This window comes from Pseudomonas sp. EA_5y_Pfl2_R50, assembly GCF_963970475.1.
GTDB lineage: Bacteria > Pseudomonadota > Gammaproteobacteria > Pseudomonadales > Pseudomonadaceae > Aquipseudomonas.
Genome location: NZ_CAXAPT010000014.1, coordinates 12,914 through 28,671, shown reverse-complemented (window position 1 = coordinate 28,671; position 15,758 = coordinate 12,914). Strand labels below are relative to the sequence as shown.

At 60.6% G+C, this 15,758-nt stretch carries 15 protein-coding genes; 7 read left to right on the top strand and 8 right to left on the bottom strand.

Annotated features, from left to right (window positions below):
- Positions 1-38 precede the first annotated feature (38 nt).
- From AACY19_RS22045 to AACY19_RS22030, 4 genes are all read right to left on the bottom strand, one after another.
- Complete coding sequence (locus AACY19_RS22045; RefSeq protein WP_339453726.1) at positions 39-1,232, bottom strand: acetyl-CoA C-acyltransferase; 1,194 nt, start codon at positions 1,230-1,232, stop codon at positions 39-41.
- 12 nt (positions 1,233-1,244) lie between these two features.
- Complete coding sequence (locus tag AACY19_RS22040; RefSeq protein WP_339453725.1) at positions 1,245-2,006, bottom strand: SDR family NAD(P)-dependent oxidoreductase; 762 nt, start codon at positions 2,004-2,006, stop codon at positions 1,245-1,247.
- Between the two features lie 16 nt (positions 2,007-2,022).
- Positions 2,023-3,687: an AMP-binding protein gene (locus AACY19_RS22035; RefSeq protein ID WP_339453724.1), complete on the bottom strand. Its 1,665-nt coding sequence runs from the start codon at positions 3,685-3,687 to the stop codon at positions 2,023-2,025.
- 169 nt (positions 3,688-3,856) lie between these two features.
- On the bottom strand, positions 3,857-4,873 hold the full coding sequence (locus AACY19_RS22030) for an AraC family transcriptional regulator (protein ID WP_339453723.1): 1,017 nt from the start codon (positions 4,871-4,873) through the stop codon (positions 3,857-3,859).
- A gap of 221 nt (positions 4,874-5,094) precedes the next feature.
- On the opposite strand from AACY19_RS22030, the gene efeU reads away from it, so the two are divergent.
- The 4 genes from efeU to efeO (AACY19_RS22010) are packed head-to-tail and all read left to right on the top strand — an operon-like array spanning position 5,095 to position 9,312.
- Positions 5,095-5,934, top strand: a complete 840-nt coding sequence (gene efeU / locus AACY19_RS22025; RefSeq protein ID WP_339453722.1) for an iron uptake transporter permease EfeU — start codon at positions 5,095-5,097, stop codon at positions 5,932-5,934.
- Positions 5,935-5,942: 8 nt separating this feature from the next.
- Positions 5,943-7,142: an iron uptake system protein EfeO gene (gene efeO, locus AACY19_RS22020; RefSeq protein ID WP_339453721.1), complete on the top strand. Its 1,200-nt coding sequence runs from the start codon at positions 5,943-5,945 to the stop codon at positions 7,140-7,142.
- Positions 7,143-7,160: 18 nt separating this feature from the next.
- Positions 7,161-8,459 carry an iron uptake transporter deferrochelatase/peroxidase subunit gene (efeB, locus tag AACY19_RS22015; RefSeq protein ID WP_339453720.1) on the top strand — a complete coding sequence of 433 codons (1,299 nt, stop codon included), beginning with the start codon at positions 7,161-7,163 and terminating at the stop codon, positions 8,457-8,459.
- A gap of 28 nt (positions 8,460-8,487) precedes the next feature.
- Entirely contained in the window at positions 8,488-9,312 is an 825-nt protein-coding gene (gene efeO, locus AACY19_RS22010; RefSeq protein WP_339453719.1) for an iron uptake system protein EfeO, read from the top strand.
- 122 nt (positions 9,313-9,434) lie between these two features.
- Here efeO (AACY19_RS22010) and pssA read toward each other — a convergent pair whose 3' ends face one another.
- Positions 9,435-10,778: a CDP-diacylglycerol--serine O-phosphatidyltransferase gene (gene pssA / locus AACY19_RS22005; RefSeq protein WP_339453718.1), complete on the bottom strand. Its 1,344-nt coding sequence runs from the start codon at positions 10,776-10,778 to the stop codon at positions 9,435-9,437.
- A gap of 216 nt (positions 10,779-10,994) precedes the next feature.
- On the opposite strand from pssA, the gene AACY19_RS22000 reads away from it, so the two are divergent.
- The 3 genes from AACY19_RS22000 (at position 10,995) to AACY19_RS21990 (ending at position 13,123) form a co-directional block, all read left to right on the top strand.
- Entirely contained in the window at positions 10,995-11,558 is a 564-nt protein-coding gene (locus tag AACY19_RS22000; RefSeq protein ID WP_339453835.1) for a TetR/AcrR family transcriptional regulator, read from the top strand.
- Between the two features lie 55 nt (positions 11,559-11,613).
- Positions 11,614-12,093, top strand: a complete 480-nt coding sequence (locus tag AACY19_RS21995; protein ID WP_339453717.1) for a nuclear transport factor 2 family protein — start codon at positions 11,614-11,616, stop codon at positions 12,091-12,093.
- A gap of 250 nt (positions 12,094-12,343) precedes the next feature.
- Positions 12,344-13,123 (top strand): TSUP family transporter, encoded by a 780-nt coding sequence (locus tag AACY19_RS21990; RefSeq protein ID WP_339453716.1) that lies wholly within the window; start codon positions 12,344-12,346, stop codon positions 13,121-13,123.
- Here the strand turns inward: AACY19_RS21990 and nudC are convergent.
- The 3 genes from nudC to AACY19_RS21975 all read right to left on the bottom strand — a co-directional run bounded on the left by nudC (position 13,091) and on the right by AACY19_RS21975 (position 15,707).
- A complete protein-coding gene (nudC, locus tag AACY19_RS21985; protein ID WP_339453715.1) occupies positions 13,091-13,921 on the bottom strand; it encodes an NAD(+) diphosphatase in 831 nt (276 codons plus the stop codon). The two genes, AACY19_RS21990 and nudC, sit on opposite strands and share 33 nt — an antisense overlap.
- A 6-nt stretch (positions 13,922-13,927) precedes the next feature.
- Positions 13,928-14,740 carry a crotonase/enoyl-CoA hydratase family protein gene (locus AACY19_RS21980; protein WP_339453714.1) on the bottom strand — a complete coding sequence of 271 codons (813 nt, stop codon included), beginning with the start codon at positions 14,738-14,740 and terminating at the stop codon, positions 13,928-13,930.
- 196 nt (positions 14,741-14,936) lie between these two features.
- A complete protein-coding gene (locus tag AACY19_RS21975; protein WP_339453713.1) occupies positions 14,937-15,707 on the bottom strand; it encodes a class I SAM-dependent methyltransferase in 771 nt (256 codons plus the stop codon).
- Positions 15,708-15,758: the final 51 nt, after the last annotated feature.

Here is a 15,758-nt window from a genome sequence, read left to right as displayed (position 1 = left end):
CGAGCAACCCCGCTCCCACAGTTGGAAATGCGGGTGTTTTAGTAAACGCATTCCACGGCCATGGCCGTCGCTTCGCCGCCGCCGATGCAGATCGCGGCGATCCCTCGTTTGAGGTTTCGCTGCCGCAGGGCTGACAGTAACGTCACCAGAATCCGCGCACCGGACGCCCCAATCGGATGCCCCAGCGCACAGGCGCCACCATGCACATTGAGCTTGTCATGGGGGATTTCCAGATGGGTCATCGCCGCCATGCCCACTACCGCAAACGCTTCGTTGACTTCGAAAAGATCGACGTCACCCAGCGACCACCCGGTTTTCTTGATCAACTGCTTGATCGCCCCAATCGGCGCCACCGGGAACAGGCCTGGAGTGTCGGCGAACGCGGCGTGGCCGTGGATCACCGCCAGAGGTTTCAAGCCCAGTGTCTGCGCCTGGGACTGACGCATCAGCACCAGCGCCGCCGCACCGTCGGAGATCGAACTGGAGTTCGCCGCCGTCACCGTGCCACCTTCGCGGAACGCCGGTTTGAGCGAGGCGATCTTGTCCAGTCTGGCTTTCGGTGGCTGTTCGTCGTTGCTGATCAACACCTGCTCTTTGCCGACGGTCACGGTCAGCGGGACGATTTCGTCCTTGAAGCGACCATCCTTGATCGCCTGCTGTGCGCGGGTGGTCGAGGCAATGGCAAAAGCGTCCTGCGCTTCGCGGCTGAAGTGGTTGGTTTCGGCACAGTCTTCGGCGAAGGTGCCCATCAAACGGCCCTTGTCGTAGGCGTCTTCGAGGCCGTCGAGGAACATCGAGTCGAGCACACGGCCGTGGCCCATGCGGTACCCGGCGCGGGCACGATCCAGCAGATACGGCGAGTTGGACATGCTTTCCATGCCGCCCGCGATCACCACGTCAGCGCTGCCGGCCATCAGCATGTCATGGGCGAGAATGGTGGTTTCCATGCCCGAGCCGCACATTTTGTTGACGGTGGTGCAGCGGGTCGATTTATCCAGCCCGGCGCCCAGCGCAGCCTGACGGGCCGGGGCTTGTCCAAGGCCAGCGGGCAGCACGCAACCGAACAGCACTTCATCGACCGAATCGCTGGCGACACCGGCGCGTTCAACCGCAGCCTTGATCGCCGCCGCGCCGAGTTGCGGCGCGGTCAGGCTTTTCAGTTCGCCCTGAAAACCGCCCATCGGCGTGCGCACGGCACTGACGATAACAATCGGATCGTTGGAAATAGTCATGACAAATCCTCCTTACTTCGCGGCCATGCGCAAGGCGCCGTCGAGACGGATCACCTCGCCGTTGAGCATGCTGTTTTCGATGATATGCCGAACCAGTGCAGCGTATTCGCCAGGCTTGCCCAGACGCGGCGGGAACGGTACGCCGGCGGCCAGCGAATCGCGGACTTCCGGGGTCATGCCGGCCATCATCGGGGTTTCGAAAATCCCTGGGGCGATGGTCATCACGCGGATGCCGAAACGCGCCAGTTCGCGGGCGGCCGGCAAGGTCAGGCTGGCGATTGCGCCTTTGGACGCCGAGTACGCCGCCTGGCCGATCTGGCCGTCGAATGCAGCGACCGAAGCGGTGTTGATGATCACGCCGCGTTCACCGTCAGCGTTCGCCTCTGATTCGGCAATCGCCGCAGCAGCCAGACGCAGCATGTTGAAGCTGCCGATCAGGTTGACGTTGATCACCTGGGCGAAACTGCTCAGCGCATGCGGGCCGTTCTTGCCGAGGATCTTCTCGCCACGGACGATGCCGGCGCAGTTGACCAGACCGTTGAGACTGCCAAAGGCTGCGACAGTCGCTTGCACAGCCGCTTCGGCGGCGGCTTCGTTGCTGATGTCAGCAACCACGCTTTGTGCGCCGAGACGCTGAGCCTGCGCGGCGACCGCTTCGGCGTTCATATCCACCAGCATCACTTTGGCGCCGACACTCACCAGCAATTCAGCGGTGGCCGCACCGAGGCCGGAGGCGCCGCCGGTAACGATAAAAACCTTGTTCTCGATCTGCATGACTGTACTTCCTGATTCAAGCTGAAACGTTATGCGCCGCAGCCTCTTGAGCCTTGGCGATTTCCTGGTTGCGCAAGATAAAGCGCTGCAATTTGCCACTCGGGGTCTTGGGCAATTCACTGACAAATTCGATTTCACGCGGGTACGAATGCGCGGCCAGCCGCTTGCGCACGTGTTGACGCAGTTCTTCGGCCAACTCGGGCGCGGCGCGGTATTGCGCACTGAGCACGACAAAGGCTTTGACCAGTTCGGTGCGCTCCGGGTCCGGTTTGCCGACCACCGCCGCCTCGACCACCGCCGGGTGTTCGATCAGTGCGCTTTCCACATCGAACGGGCCGACGCGGTAGCCCGAGGTGGTAATCACATCATCGCTGCGACCGACAAAACTGATACTGCCGTCCGGGTTCCATTCCACGGTGTCGCCGCTCAAGTAGTAATCGCCGACGAAGGCCTTGGTTGGCGCGCCCTGGTAGCCGCTGAACCAGCACATCGGCGATTGCGGTCGGTCGATGGCGAGGATGCCCGGCTGGCCGACGCCGAGTTCGTTGTAGTGCTCATCAAGTACGACAATGCGATGGCCCGGCGAAGCGAAACCGGCTGCGCCGAGGTGAATCGGATGGTCGAGGCCGTGGTGATTGCACAGCACCATGCCCAGTTCGGTCTGGCCGTAATGGTCGTGAATGACCACATCGAGGTTGTCGGCGAACCAGCGAATCACTTCCGGGTTCAGCGGCTCGCCGGCGCTGCTGACGATCCGCAGCTTGCCTTTGATCGACCTGGCGAACTCGTCACCGCCGGCAATCAGCAAGCGATAAGCGGTGGGCGAACCGGTGAGGTTGGTGATGCCGTACTTGTTGATCACCCGGCAGGTGCTTTCGAGGGTGAACGGGCCATCGTAGAAAGTGATCGGGTGCCCCATCGACAACGGGCCGGTGACGCCGAAATAGATGCCGTAGGCCCAACCCGGATCGGCGACGTTCCAGAACGCATCTTCCGGGCGCAGATCCACGGCGTCGCGGGTGTAGCTCTGGAACGCGACGATGGCTTTGAGCGGCACCGACAGCGCTTTCGACGGGCCGGTGGTGCCGGAGGTGAACATCAATAGGAACGGGTCTTCGCCGGTCAGCAACACCGGTTCGCAGACGTTGGAAAAATTGGCCAGTTCGGCCCAGAAACTGAAATCGCCACGGACAATGCCCTGGCCTTTGCTGCCGCCGACGGTGACGAGGGTCGGGCAATCGGCAACTTCAGAGAGCTTTGGCCGGTTGACCGCGTCGGTGACCACGACTTTGGCGCCGGAACTGCTCAGACGATGTTCGAGGGCTTTGGGGCCGAACGCGGTAAACAGCGGCTGATACACCGCACCGATGCGCCAGGTGGCGAACACGGTGATGAGCAGTTCGATGTTGCGCGGCAGCAGACCGGCGACCTTGTCACCCTTCTGCACGCCTTGGGCAAGGAGGAAATTGGCGAAACGCGCGGCTTTGTCCTGCAGATCGCTGAAGGTGTACGTCGCACTGGCGCCGTCGCGGCCTTCCCAGAACAGCGCAATGCGCCCTGGCAAGGCATGGCGGTCACAACATTCGACGCAGGCGTTGAGCGCCTCAAGCGTGCCGCTGAGTGCGGCATCCACGGTGTGCTGATAGTTGAACTGTGCGGTGGCAGACAAGTAATCGCGCATTGCCAGAATCCCTCTGTGTTTTTATTAGGCTGGGAACCGTTAACAACACAGGGATAGTCGCGCTGCCGGGCTGTGGCGGCAATGGTCAAAGCCATCAAAGTGGCTGACTGGTTTGGCCAGGGTTCAAGTGTTGAGCCGCCTGGACTGGCGCTTTCGCGAGCAGGCCGGGTCAAACAACCTCATTCAGGATCAGCGTGCGATAGTGGCCCGGATTCGACCCCGACCACTTGCGAAACGCCTTGTAGAACGAACTGGCATCGGCAAACCCCAACCGCGCCGCAATCTCGACAAAACTGATCGAAGGCTCCGCCAGCCAGATGATCGCCAATTCCTTGCGCACACTGTCCTTGAGCCCCTGATACGTCTGCCCTTCCTCTGCCAGGCGCCGGCGCAAGGTTGACGCGGACATGCACAATTGCTGCGCCAGGGCCTCGGTTTCCGGCCATTGCTCGGCAGCTAACCGGCGTAGATCCTGCTTGATGCGGCTGGCGAGGCTTTCCGGGTCGCGGTACTTCACCAGAATGTTCGCCGGCGCCTGGGCGAGAAAGCGTTTCAGCTCGTCGGTTGTGCGCTTGATCGGCAGATCCAGGCAATCAGCGGAGAAAATCATCCGCGTGCGGGGGCGGTCGAAACGCAGGTTTTCCGAGAACATCACGCGGTAGTCATCGGTGAAATCCGGTTCAGGGCAGCGCAGTTCAATGGCCAGAATCGGTATGCGTCGCCCCGCCAGCCAACAGGCCACGCCGTGGACAATCATCCAATAGGTGAAATAGGTGAAAGCCCGGCGCGGTTCCGCGTCGTCCTCCAGCAACACAATTTCCGCCAGACTTTGCTGATGCACCAACTGCGCCGGCATGCGCTCCAGCATCAGCGACAGAAAGCCCAGACCGGTATTCAAACCCGCCGCCAGCGTTGGTTGCGCCATCGCACTGCGGCACAGGAATTCCAGGCTGCCGGACTTGAGCTTGCGCGGGTCCATGCCGAAAAATTCGTCATCGCCGCGCCGCGCCAGCAACCGCCAGAGCCTGGCGTACTGCGAAGCCGGCACGCGCGCGTGCGGCGTTTGCAGCAAGCCCGGATCAATGCCGACCTTGTTCAAGACCTCTTCCGTGACCACGCCCGGGGCACAACTCTGCAGCAGCGCTTCACGCACCAGTTGAACGGCGATGGTGTCTTTTTCCGACATGGAACCCAGTGAACCTTGTTGTTTTCGAGGGACTGGCATCTTACCCCAAACACAACGCAGATCCCGTGTGGGAGCAAACCCGCACCCGCAGGTATTCGGGTGAGGCAAAAAATCAAGGTCGGTTCAGCAACTGTTCAGGTTTGTGTCAATGATTGTCATGTGAGAATGGTTGTCATTATGTTACAACTTGTAACCTCTTCGAATGACTTATTGGATGCCGAATGCTCGTTCCCTTTCTGATCATGCTGCGCGAAGGCATTGAAGCCGCGCTGATCGTTGGCATCATCGCCAGCTACCTGCAACAGACTGGCCGTGGCCAGTGGATGCCAGCCGTGTGGATCGGTGTTTTCCTCGCCGCTGCACTGGCCCTTCTGGTTGGTGGTGGCCTGGAGCTGGTCAGCGCCGAATTCCCGCAAAAGCAGCAGGAACTGTTCGAAGGCATGGTCGGGTTGGTGGCCGTGGGCATTCTCAGTTCGATGGTGTTCTGGATGCGCAAGGTCGCGCGGTCGATCAAGCATTCGCTGCAAGCCTCACTGGACCACGCGTTGACCTCTTCGAAACATCAAGTGATCGCATTGATTGCCATGGTCTTCTTCGCCGTTGCCCGTGAAGGTCTGGAAACGGTGTTCTTTCTGCTCGCGGTGTTCCAGCAGAGCGAAGGCCCGGGCGCGCCCATCGGTGCCCTGCTTGGCCTGATTCTGGCGATCATCGTCGGCTTCCTGATCTACAGCGGCAGCATGCGCCTCAACCTTTCGGCGTTCTTCAAGTGGACCGGCCTGTTCATTCTGGTGGTCGCCGCCGGGATTCTCGCCAACTCGGTACAGGCGCTGCATGAAGCCGGGCTGTGGAATCACTTGCAGACCGTGCTCTTCGATTTCAGCGCGACGCTGCCGATGGACGGCCCGTTGGGCTCGGTGCTGGCTGGCATGTTCGGTTATCAGGACGCGCCGACCGTCAGCACCCTCGGTGCCTATCTGATCTATCTGCTGGTGGCGCTGGTGATGTTCTTCTTGCCCGCGCCAAAACCAGCCACGCAATCGTCTTCCGTTTCCAGCCAATAAGGGCATTCATGTCAAAGCCTAATACGCCTCAGGCCTCCCCTCCCCGTGCCTTGCGCTGGGCGGTGGCCGGTTCGGTGGTCATCATGATCGCCGCCGGCGGCCTCTTCTGGTACGCCTCGAAAATGGCTGCGGCCAAGCGTCAGCACAACCACGACGAAGTGGTCGTGAACATTCACCCCGGCAGTTGCGAACCGAACGCACTGACCGTACCGGCGGGCCGCGCCAGTTTCCGCATCGTCAACCGCTCTGAACGCGCGGTGGAATGGGAAATTCTTGACGGCGTGCTGGTCGTTGAAGAGCGCGAAAACATTGCGCCGGGCCTGAGCCAGGTGATCAATGCCAACCTGCAGCCCGGCGACTACGCCATCACCTGCGGCTTGTTGAGCAACCCGCGCGGTACCCTGCATGTGACGCCCACCGCGGCGTCTGACGCTGCGGCCAAGGCCAGGCCGTCGATGGTTGCCTTTGTCGGACCGCTGTCGGAATTCCGTGTGTACCTGGCGAGCCAGGGTAGCGCGCTGATCAAAGCCGTGACCGCTCTCGATCAGGCAATTGCCAGCGGTGACTTGAGCCAGGCACAAGCGCTGTATCTGCCGGCCCGTGCCGCTTACCAGCGTCTGGCCCCGGCGGCGCAGCGCCTGGCCGAGCTGGACAACAGCATCAACGCCCGCGCCGATTACTTCGAAAAACGCGAGCAAGACCCGGCTTTCGTCGGCTTCCACCGCCTCGAATACGGCCTGTTCCAGCAACGCAAACTCGACGAGTTGGCGCCCGTGGCCCAGCGCCTGCTCAGCGACGTCACCGCGCTCAAACAGCAACTGCTCGCGCAGAGTCTGCCGCCAGAGCAACTGATCAACATCGTCGTGCGCAACCTCAACAGCCTCGCCGAGGTGCGCGCCGCCAGCGGTGAAGAAGAACGCTACAGCCACAGTGACCTCAATGGCTTTGCCGCCAACGCCGAAACCGCACACAAAGTCGTCGATCTGCTCCGGCCGATGTTGACCAGGTCTGCTGCCGACCTGCTGCCGAAAATCGATAAAGCGCTGACGAACTTCGACACCGAACTCAACACCTACAAGATCAAGGACGGCTACGCCCGCTACGACTCCGTCAGCGGCGAACAACGCAAGCAGATCGCCAACAAGGCCCAGGCTCTGGCCAACGCGCTTGATGGCATTGATCCCGCCCTTGGCCTCTCCGGCCTGTAAGCAGAAGACGAATACTCGATGAACGATTCAGAACCACTCAACCTGCAACGTCGCCGTGTCCTGATGGGCATGGGCGCCGCCGGTGTCGCCCTCGCCGGCTCCGCCCTGAGCTGCCCGGCCATGGCCGCCGCACCGGCACAAGTCACCGAAGCACCGAGCAGCGAAAAAACCGAAGATCGCCACGATTTCCATGGTGTGCATCAGGCCGGCATCGTTACTCCGCGGCCAGCTTCGGGCATGCTGGTGTCGTTCGACGTGCTGGCCAGTGATCGCGAAGACCTGGAGCGCTTGTTCCGCACCCTCAACGAGCGCATCGCCTTTCTGATGAAGGGTGGCCCGGTCGCGCAGATCGATCCGAAACTGCCGCCCCCGGACTCCGGAATCCTCGGCCCGAACGTCACGCCCGACAACCTGACCATCACCGTTTCCGTCGGCGAGTCGCTGTTCGACGAGCGCTTCGGTCTGGCCGACGCCAAACCCAAGCGCCTGATCCGCATGGTCGGGTTTCCCAACGATGCGCTGGACGCCGATTGCTGCCACGGCGACCTGAGCCTGCAGTTTTGCTCCAACACCACCGACACCAACATTCACGCCCTGCGCGATATCGTCAAAAACCTGCCCGACCTGCTGCTGGTGCGCTGGAAACAGGAAGGCAGCGTGCCGCCGCAAGCTCCGGCGAAACCCGGTGTGCCGGCGCAATCGGCGCGTAATTTTCTCGGTTTTCGCGACGGCTCGGCCAACCCGAATTCCAACGATGACAAAGCCATGGACAGCATCGTCTGGGTGCAACCGGGCAGCGACGAGCCGGCCTGGGCCGCTCACGGCAGCTATCAAGCCGTGCGGATCATCCGCAACTTTGTCGAGCGCTGGGACCGCACGCCGCTGCAGGAGCAGGAAAGCATCATCGGTCGAGTCAAAACCACCGGCGCGCCGATGGGCGCCCAGCGTGAAAGCGAAGTCCCGGATTACCACAAGGACCCGGAAGGCAAGCTGACCAAACTCGACGCGCACATTCGTCTGGCCAACCCGCGCACTGCCGCAAGCCAGGCCAATCTGATCCTGCGCCGGCCATTCAACTATTCCAACGGCGTGAACAAGAACGGCCAGCTCGACATGGGCCTGCTGTTCATCTGTTACCAGGCCGACCTGGAAAAAGGCTTTATCACCGTGCAAAACCGCCTCAACGGCGAACCCCTTGAGGAATACCTCAAACCGGTCGGCGGCGGTTACTTCTTCACCCTGCCGGGTGTCACGGGCGACAAGGACTTCATCGGTCGTTCGCTGCTCAATGCCACACAACCGAAAACATCTGCATAAAACAATCCCGACACTGGAGCCGCCCCCCATGAAAAAGACGCCACTCGCGTTATTGCTGACCCTTGGTTTGCTCAACACCCCGCTGTCGGCGTTTGCCGCCACAGCCCCCCTGGATCTGGTAGGGCCGGTGTCGGACTACAAGATTTACGTCACCGAGAAACTGGATGAACTGGGCAGCCACACCCAGCAGTTCACGGATGCCGTGAAGAAAGGCGACCTGGCCACCGCGCAAAAACTCTATGCACCGACCCGCGTTTACTACGAGTCGATCGAGCCGATTGCCGAACTGTTCAGTGACCTCGATGCATCGATTGACTCCCGCGTGGACGACCACGAGAAAGGCGTGAAGGCTGAAGATTTCACCGGCTTCCACCGTCTCGAATACACGCTGTTCTCGGAGAAAAGCACTCAGGGCCTGAACGAGCTGGCGGACAAGCTCAACAGCGACGTCAAGGACCTGCAGAGCCGCGTGGCCGGCTTGACCTTCCCGCCTGAGAAGGTCGTTGGTGGCGCGGCTGCGCTGCTGGAGGAAGTCGCCGCGACCAAGATCTCCGGTGAAGAGGATCGCTACAGTCACACCGACCTGTACGATTTCCAGGGCAACATCGACGGCGCAAAGAAAATCGTTGATCTGTTCCGCCCGCAGATCGAAAAGCAGGACAAGGCATTCGTCGCGAAGGTCGACAAGAACTTTGCCACGGTCGACAGGATTCTCGCCAAGTACAAGACCAAGGACGGGGGGTTTGAGACGTATGACAAGGTCAAGGATAACGACCGTAAAGCGTTGGTCGGGCCGGTGAATACGCTGGCGGAAGACCTGTCCACGTTGCGTGGCAAACTGGGTCTGAACTAGTTTTGTAGCGTTTGAGCGGGCCGCTTCGCGAGCAAGCCCGCTCCCACCATGGAATGCATTCCAACTGTGGGAGCGGGCTTGCTTGCGAAGGCTTTGTCAGCCGCGCTCAATAACGTTGTTCCTTAGAGAATCCGGTACAGCAAGCGCTCGATCCGCACCCGGCTCACCCGCTTGAGAAACTTCGCCACCCCGGCCGGATAATCCGGCAACGTCTCCAGACTCTGGAAGCTCTCGATGCGCGTCGTATGGCGGAAAATCTCTTCCAGCTCCTTCGCCCGCGGCGCCAGCCATTCCCCTTTTGGATCATCAATCAGCAGCGCATTTTCCAGATCCAGGCGGAACGCCCGTGGATTGAGGTTGTTGCCCGTCAGCAAGGTGTAACGCTGATCGATCCACATGCCCTTGAGGTGATAGGTGTTGTCACCATCGCGCCACAGATGCAGGTTCAACTGACCGCTGTCGATATTGCGCTGATGTCGCTTGGCAAAGCGGCGCAGGCTGATCTCGTACAGGTACGGCAGCGCCGCGATCACCTTGAACGGTTCGCTCGGCGGGATATAGAAGTCGTTGGCGGTCTTGTCGCCGACCACGATGTCGATCTTCACGCCACGGGCCAGGGCGCGGTTCACTTCACGAATCACGCCCAGCGGCAAGTTGAAGTACGGCGTGCAAATGGTCAGCTGCTTTTGCGCGCTGGCGATCAGTTCAAGGATCGCCCGGTTCAGCGGGTTGTTCTTGCCCACGCCAAGCAACGGGCTGACCGACAGACCTTCCCGTGCAGTGCTGCCGGCACTGGTGTCGTAGGTGGCGTATTTGAGGCGGCTGCGCAGGTCGCCGATGTCGTTGCGCAGGCTGCGCGTGGTCGGCAGGTTCGGCAGGTCGAGGCGATGCACGGCTTTCGACTCGATCAGACCGTGCTTGACCAGGTGATGCATCGAGTCGGCCAGCTCATGGCTTTGCAGCACGTGGTAGCGGTCGAACCGGTATTTATCGAATTTGTGCAGGTAGACGTTGTTCAGGCTCGCGCCGCTGTACACCACGCATTCGTCGATCACGAAGCCTTTCAGATGCAGCACGCCGAACAGTTCGCGGGTTTGCACCGGCACGCCGTAAATCGGCACTTCGCTTTGGTGCGTGCGGGTCATCTCCTGGTACCACGCCGAATTGCCCGGCTGCTTGCCGGCACCGATCAGCCCGCGTTGCGCACGCAACCAGTCGACGACCACGGCGATTTCCAGCTCCGGACGCTTGAGCTTGGCGGCGTGAAGGGCATCGAGGATTTCCTGACCGGCTTCGTCTTGCTGCAAATACAGCGCAACGATGTAGATACGCTGGGTCGCTGCAGCGATTTTCTCGAGCAGGCAACGACGGAATTCAGCGGCGCCGGACAGAATGGTCACGGCCTCGGCGGTCAGCGGAAAGCTGCGCAGTTTGGGCAGCAAGGAACGTTTGAAAAGCAACGGCATAGGGCTCGCAATGGGTCGAATCCGAAGAACCCGAGAGCTTACACCATCACATCCTTCGGGTCTTGTGAGTGTCTGTAATGGCCCCTTCGCGAGCAGGCTTGCTCCCACAATTGAAATGCATTCACCTGTGGGAGCGAGCCTGCTCGCGAAGACGATTTCACTGCTGACAAAAATACCTGCTTGACCAAGGAGAACAATCGTTCTACTGTTCGCCACATGAACGAAATCACTAGCAACGACACACGCGACATCATTCTGGATGTCACCGAAAAGTTGATCTACAAAAGTGGCATCGCTGCCACCAGCATGGATCTTCTGGTGAAAACCGCCGGCGTCTCGAGAAAAAGCATTTACCGTTATTTTGCGGATAAAGACGAACTGGTCGCCGCCGCCCTGCAACGCCGGGATATTCGTTGGATGCACTGGTACACAAGCGCCGTCGATGAGGCCGAAACCCCCGCTGACCGGCTGCTCAACCTGTTTACCGTGCTCAAGAGCTGGTTCGCCTCGGAGGGTTTCCGTGGCTGTGCCTTCATCAATACCAGCGGCGAGACGGGTGATCCGCGAGACCCGGTGCGTGTAGTTGCCAGGGAACATAAACAGAAACTGCTCGACTATGTGTGCGAGCTGTGTACCGAACATGGCGCCGAGGAACCGCAACTGCTGGCCAGGCAGTTGCTGATCCTGATTGATGGCGCCATTACCGTAGCGCTTGTGATGGGTGATCACAGTGCCGCCGATAATGCGCAATGCATGGCGCGAAAGTTATTGGACCTGTAACACCTTGATAAGCCGAAGAAGATGTTCAATCGCTCATCAGATCGGGAAACCAAACATGTCTACTGCAGCCCAGGTACGTCCGCCATTGCCGCCGTTCAACCGCGAATCAGCCATCGAGAAAGTTCGTCTGGCCGAGGATGGCTGGAACTCTCGCGATCCGCAAAAGGTGTCGCTGGCCTACACCCTCGACACCCAGTGGCGCAACCGCGCCGAGTTCGCCAACAACCGCGAGGAAGCCAAGGCCTTCCTGACCCGTAAATGGGCAAAAGAACTGGATTACCGTTTGATCAAAGAGCTCTGGGCTTACTCCGATACCCGCATTGCCGTGCGTTATGCCTATGAATGGCACGACGATTCGGGCAACTGGTTCCGCTCCTACGGCAATGAAAACTGGGAGTTCGACGAGAACGGCCTGATGTTCCAGCGCTATGCGTGCATCAACGACATGCCGATCAAGGAAAGCGAACGCAAGTTCCACTGGCCGCTGGGGCGACGCCCCGATGACCATCCGGGACTGTCCGACCTCGGCCTTTGACCTCAACTGTGGGAGCGAGCCTGCTCGCGAAGGCGTCGTGTCAGCCAACGTTAAACTCACGGTCAGACCGCTTTCGCGAGCAAGCCCGCTCCCACAGGTGTTCACACAGGATCATGATTCGCGCTGATCCCTGTGGGAGCTGGCTTGCCAGCGATGGCGTTCGATGGCTCGCCGCAACACCTGGAAATGAGTAACATGATCGCCCTCCCCGCAGATCACGTTCTGCGCCCCTGCCGAATAAGCCGATTCCATGCCTTTCGAACTCAGCGTTGACCTCACCACCCTCGCCATCCTGGCCGCTGTCGCCTTCCTTGCCGGTTTCATCGATGCCATCGCTGGCGGTGGCGGTTTGTTGACCACGCCCGCGCTGCTGACTGCCGGCCTGCCACCGCATCTGGTGCTGGGCACCAACAAGTTGAGTTCAACGTTCGGCTCGGCCACGGCCAGTTTCACTTTCTACCGCCGCAAGCTGTTCCACCCAAGACAGTGGACCCACGCCATCGTCGGCACGCTGATCGGCGCACTGACGGGCGCCGTCGTCGCCCATTACCTGCCCGCGGAATGGCTGAACAAAATGCTCCCGGTCATCGTTTTCGCCTGCGGCGTCTACCTGTTGTTCGGCGGCACGCCAAAGGCTCCGCTGGACAGCGATGCGCCGATCAAGAAGAAATGGCAATCGACCCAAGGCTTCAGCCTCGGTTTCTACGACGGCGTGGCCGGTCCCGGCACCGGCGCGTTCTGGACCGTTAGCAGCCTGCTGCTCTACCCGATTGATCTGGTCAAGGCCAGCGGCGTGGCGCGCAGCATGAACTTCGTCAGCAACATTGCGGCGCTGTCGGTGTTCGTGTTTTCCGGGCAAGTAGACTGGATCATCGGCCTGTGCATGGGCCTGTCGGTGATGGTCGGCGCGTTCTTTGGCGCGCGCACCGCGATCAGCGGCGGCGCCAGGTTCATTCGCCCGGTGTTCATCACCGTGGTGCTCGGTTTGACCGTGCGCCTAGCCTGGCAGCACTGGTTCAGCGTGGCCTAAACGCCGCGCCACATAGACGTCGATCAGGTAACGGGCAATCGATTTGGACGCCGGCAGCGGCGGCAGATCGTGCACGTTGAACCACTGGGCGTCTTCGATTTCGTCTTCCTGACAGACAATCTCGCCCCCGGCGTACTCGGCATGGAAGCCAAGCATCATCGAATGCGGGAACGGCCAGCACTGGCTGCCCATGTACTGAATGTTCTTCACCTCGATCTGCACTTCTTCGCGCACTTCACGAATCAGGCAATCCTCAGCCGATTCGCCCGGTTCGGCGAACCCGGCCAGCGTGCTGTAGACCCCGGTGACGAATCGCGGTGAGCGCGCCAACAGAATCTCGTCGCCCCGGGTGATCAACACGATCATGCTCGGCGAAATCCGCGGGTAACTGCGCAGTTCGCACGGCTGGCAATGCATCGCGCGTTCACGCGGCACTTGCGTCATCGCCTGCCCACAATTGCCGCAGAAACGATGCTCGCGCGCCCAGGTGCCAATCTGCGCGGCGTAACCGAGCACTTTGTAGATCGTGTGCTCGCCATCGAGCATGAACGCTCGCAGGCCTTTCCAGTTGCAACCCGACACTTCGCTGGCGTTGTGCAGTTCCAGCAGGTACACCGGCTCGCCATCGAGATGACCAATGCCGTGCTCGGCGAGGACTGACAAGTCCTGACGCTTGAGCCATTCCCGGGGGAAGAGCGCGCCGTTATCGTCGAACAGAAAGCCTTCCGGGCTGCGCGCCACGGCCCAGCCGCCGGGCTGATCGGTGTCCAGTACTGCGGTGGTCCAGCGAGATGTCATGGTTTCTCAATCCAGAAATTCGGGTTTCTGTTTGCTCATATGGGCGGCCATGGCCACGCGCAAGTCGGTGGATTGCAGCATGGCGGCGTTCCACGTGGCAACGTATTCGAGACCGTCGTCGATGCGATGGTCGCGCATGTAGCTGATCATTTCCTTGGTGCCGGTGACCGCAATCGGCGACTTCGAAGCGATCTCTCGAGCGATGTCGATCACTCCTTCGAGCAGGGTGTCCTTGTCGCTGTAAACGCGATTGACCAAGCCGATACTGCGCGCCTCGTCGGCACCAAAGGTGCGTCCGGTGTAAGCCAGTTCACGCAGCATGCCGTCCCCGATGATCCGTGGCAACCGTTGCAAAGTGCCAACATCGGCGGCCATGCCGATATCGATTTCCTTGATCGAGAATTGCGCGTCTTCGGCGGCGTAGCGCATGTCGCACGCGGCGATCAGATCGATGGCGCCGCCCAGGCAATAACCCTGAATCGCCGCCAGCACCGGTTTGCGGCAGTTGTCGACGGCATTGAAGGAGGCTTGCAGGGTGAGGATCTTGCGGCGCAGCAGGCGCGCATTGCGGCCGACGTCCTTGCCCAGTTCATTGGCGACGCCGGCGAGCATCATCAGGTCGATGCCGGAAGAAAAATGTTTGCCGTTACCGCTGAGCACGACCACGCGCACTTCGTCGGTGTCGTCGATCCACTGGAAGATTTCGACGATCTCGCTCCAGAACGCCGCGTTCATCGAGTTGATCTTCTCTGGGCGATTGATCTGCACATGGGCGATGTTATCGGCCAGTTCGACGCTGAAGGCGGAGTATTGAGTCATGGCAGTGATCCTTTACCGGGCGGAATTGAGGCCCAAACTATAACAAGGCATCACAGTGGCGGTTCGGCCAAATGCGGGACTGACTTCAAGAGATGTTGCGCTGGTGATGACCCCTTCGCGAGCAAGCCCGCTCCCACAGAGGGAATGCATTTCAAATGCGGGAGCGGGCTTGCTCGCCAATAGCCGCACCGCCAATCTAACTGCCCTTCACCGCCACAAACGCCGCCGTCTCATAAGGCACGGTCACCACGTCCCTGCCCCGCAACTCAGGCTCAGAGGCGATCAACCGGCAAATCTGCTCATCGACCTTCGCCCGGTGCGCCTGCGGTAATGCCGCGATAAAACTGGTGGATCTCACTCGATTGAAAATCACATCTTCCGGCGCTCCGGTGTGGCCGTGATGAAAGCGCTGCACCTGCAACGGCCCGAACGCCGGATGCGCAAACGCCTTGCGCCATTCACCGGTGTAATAACGCGGCGTGTCGCCCTCCAGCGCATTGACGATGGCATCGAGTTTCGGCACCCAGCTCACTTGAGTATCGCGCAGATTCCAGATCAACCCGAGCTTGCCGCCGGGCTTGAGCACCCGGGCGATTTCCGTGAGCGCCTCGTCACTGGCAAACCAATGAAATGCCTGCGCGCACACCACCACGTCCACCGACGCGTCCGGCAACGGCAAATCCGTCGCAGTCCCGTGCACGGCCAGCACCTGCGGCCAGGCATCCGAGAGTTTCTCCAGCATCTGCGCCACCGGCTCAACGGCAATCACTTGCGCGCCCGTCAACACCAGTCGGCCCGTGAACTTGCCGGTGCCAGCGCCCAGATCAATTACGGTCTTGTGATGATCGAGACCCAACGTCGCGCTCAGCCACTCACTGACCTGCGGCGGATAATCCGGTCGCCCTTTGACGTAAGTGTCAGCGGCAGTTTTGTAGCCTCCGGTGGAATGGTGGAGCTGATCGTTCATGGCATTTTCCCCCTCAGATACAAGCTTCGGATCAACGGCAGACGCTGACGA

Coding starts and splice junctions, on each gene's coding strand:
- AACY19_RS22045 (WP_339453726.1), bottom strand. CDS start 1,232: ATGACTATTTCCAACGATCCGATTGTTATCGTCAGTGCCGTGCGCACG.
- AACY19_RS22040 (WP_339453725.1), bottom strand. CDS start 2,006: ATGCAGATCGAGAACAAGGTTTTTATCGTTACCGGCGGCGCCTCCGGC.
- AACY19_RS22035 (WP_339453724.1), bottom strand. CDS start 3,687: ATGCGCGATTACTTGTCTGCCACCGCACAGTTCAACTATCAGCACACC.
- AACY19_RS22030 (WP_339453723.1), bottom strand. CDS start 4,873: ATGTCGGAAAAAGACACCATCGCCGTTCAACTGGTGCGTGAAGCGCTG.
- efeU (WP_339453722.1), top strand. CDS start 5,095: ATGCTCGTTCCCTTTCTGATCATGCTGCGCGAAGGCATTGAAGCCGCG.
- efeO (WP_339453721.1), top strand. CDS start 5,943: ATGTCAAAGCCTAATACGCCTCAGGCCTCCCCTCCCCGTGCCTTGCGC.
- efeB (WP_339453720.1), top strand. CDS start 7,161: ATGAACGATTCAGAACCACTCAACCTGCAACGTCGCCGTGTCCTGATG.
- efeO (WP_339453719.1), top strand. CDS start 8,488: ATGAAAAAGACGCCACTCGCGTTATTGCTGACCCTTGGTTTGCTCAAC.
- pssA (WP_339453718.1), bottom strand. CDS start 10,778: ATGCCGTTGCTTTTCAAACGTTCCTTGCTGCCCAAACTGCGCAGCTTT.
- AACY19_RS22000 (WP_339453835.1), top strand. CDS start 10,995: ATGAACGAAATCACTAGCAACGACACACGCGACATCATTCTGGATGTC.
- AACY19_RS21995 (WP_339453717.1), top strand. CDS start 11,614: ATGTCTACTGCAGCCCAGGTACGTCCGCCATTGCCGCCGTTCAACCGC.
- AACY19_RS21990 (WP_339453716.1), top strand. CDS start 12,344: ATGCCTTTCGAACTCAGCGTTGACCTCACCACCCTCGCCATCCTGGCC.
- nudC (WP_339453715.1), bottom strand. CDS start 13,921: ATGACATCTCGCTGGACCACCGCAGTACTGGACACCGATCAGCCCGGC.
- AACY19_RS21980 (WP_339453714.1), bottom strand. CDS start 14,740: ATGACTCAATACTCCGCCTTCAGCGTCGAACTGGCCGATAACATCGCC.
- AACY19_RS21975 (WP_339453713.1), bottom strand. CDS start 15,707: ATGAACGATCAGCTCCACCATTCCACCGGAGGCTACAAAACTGCCGCT.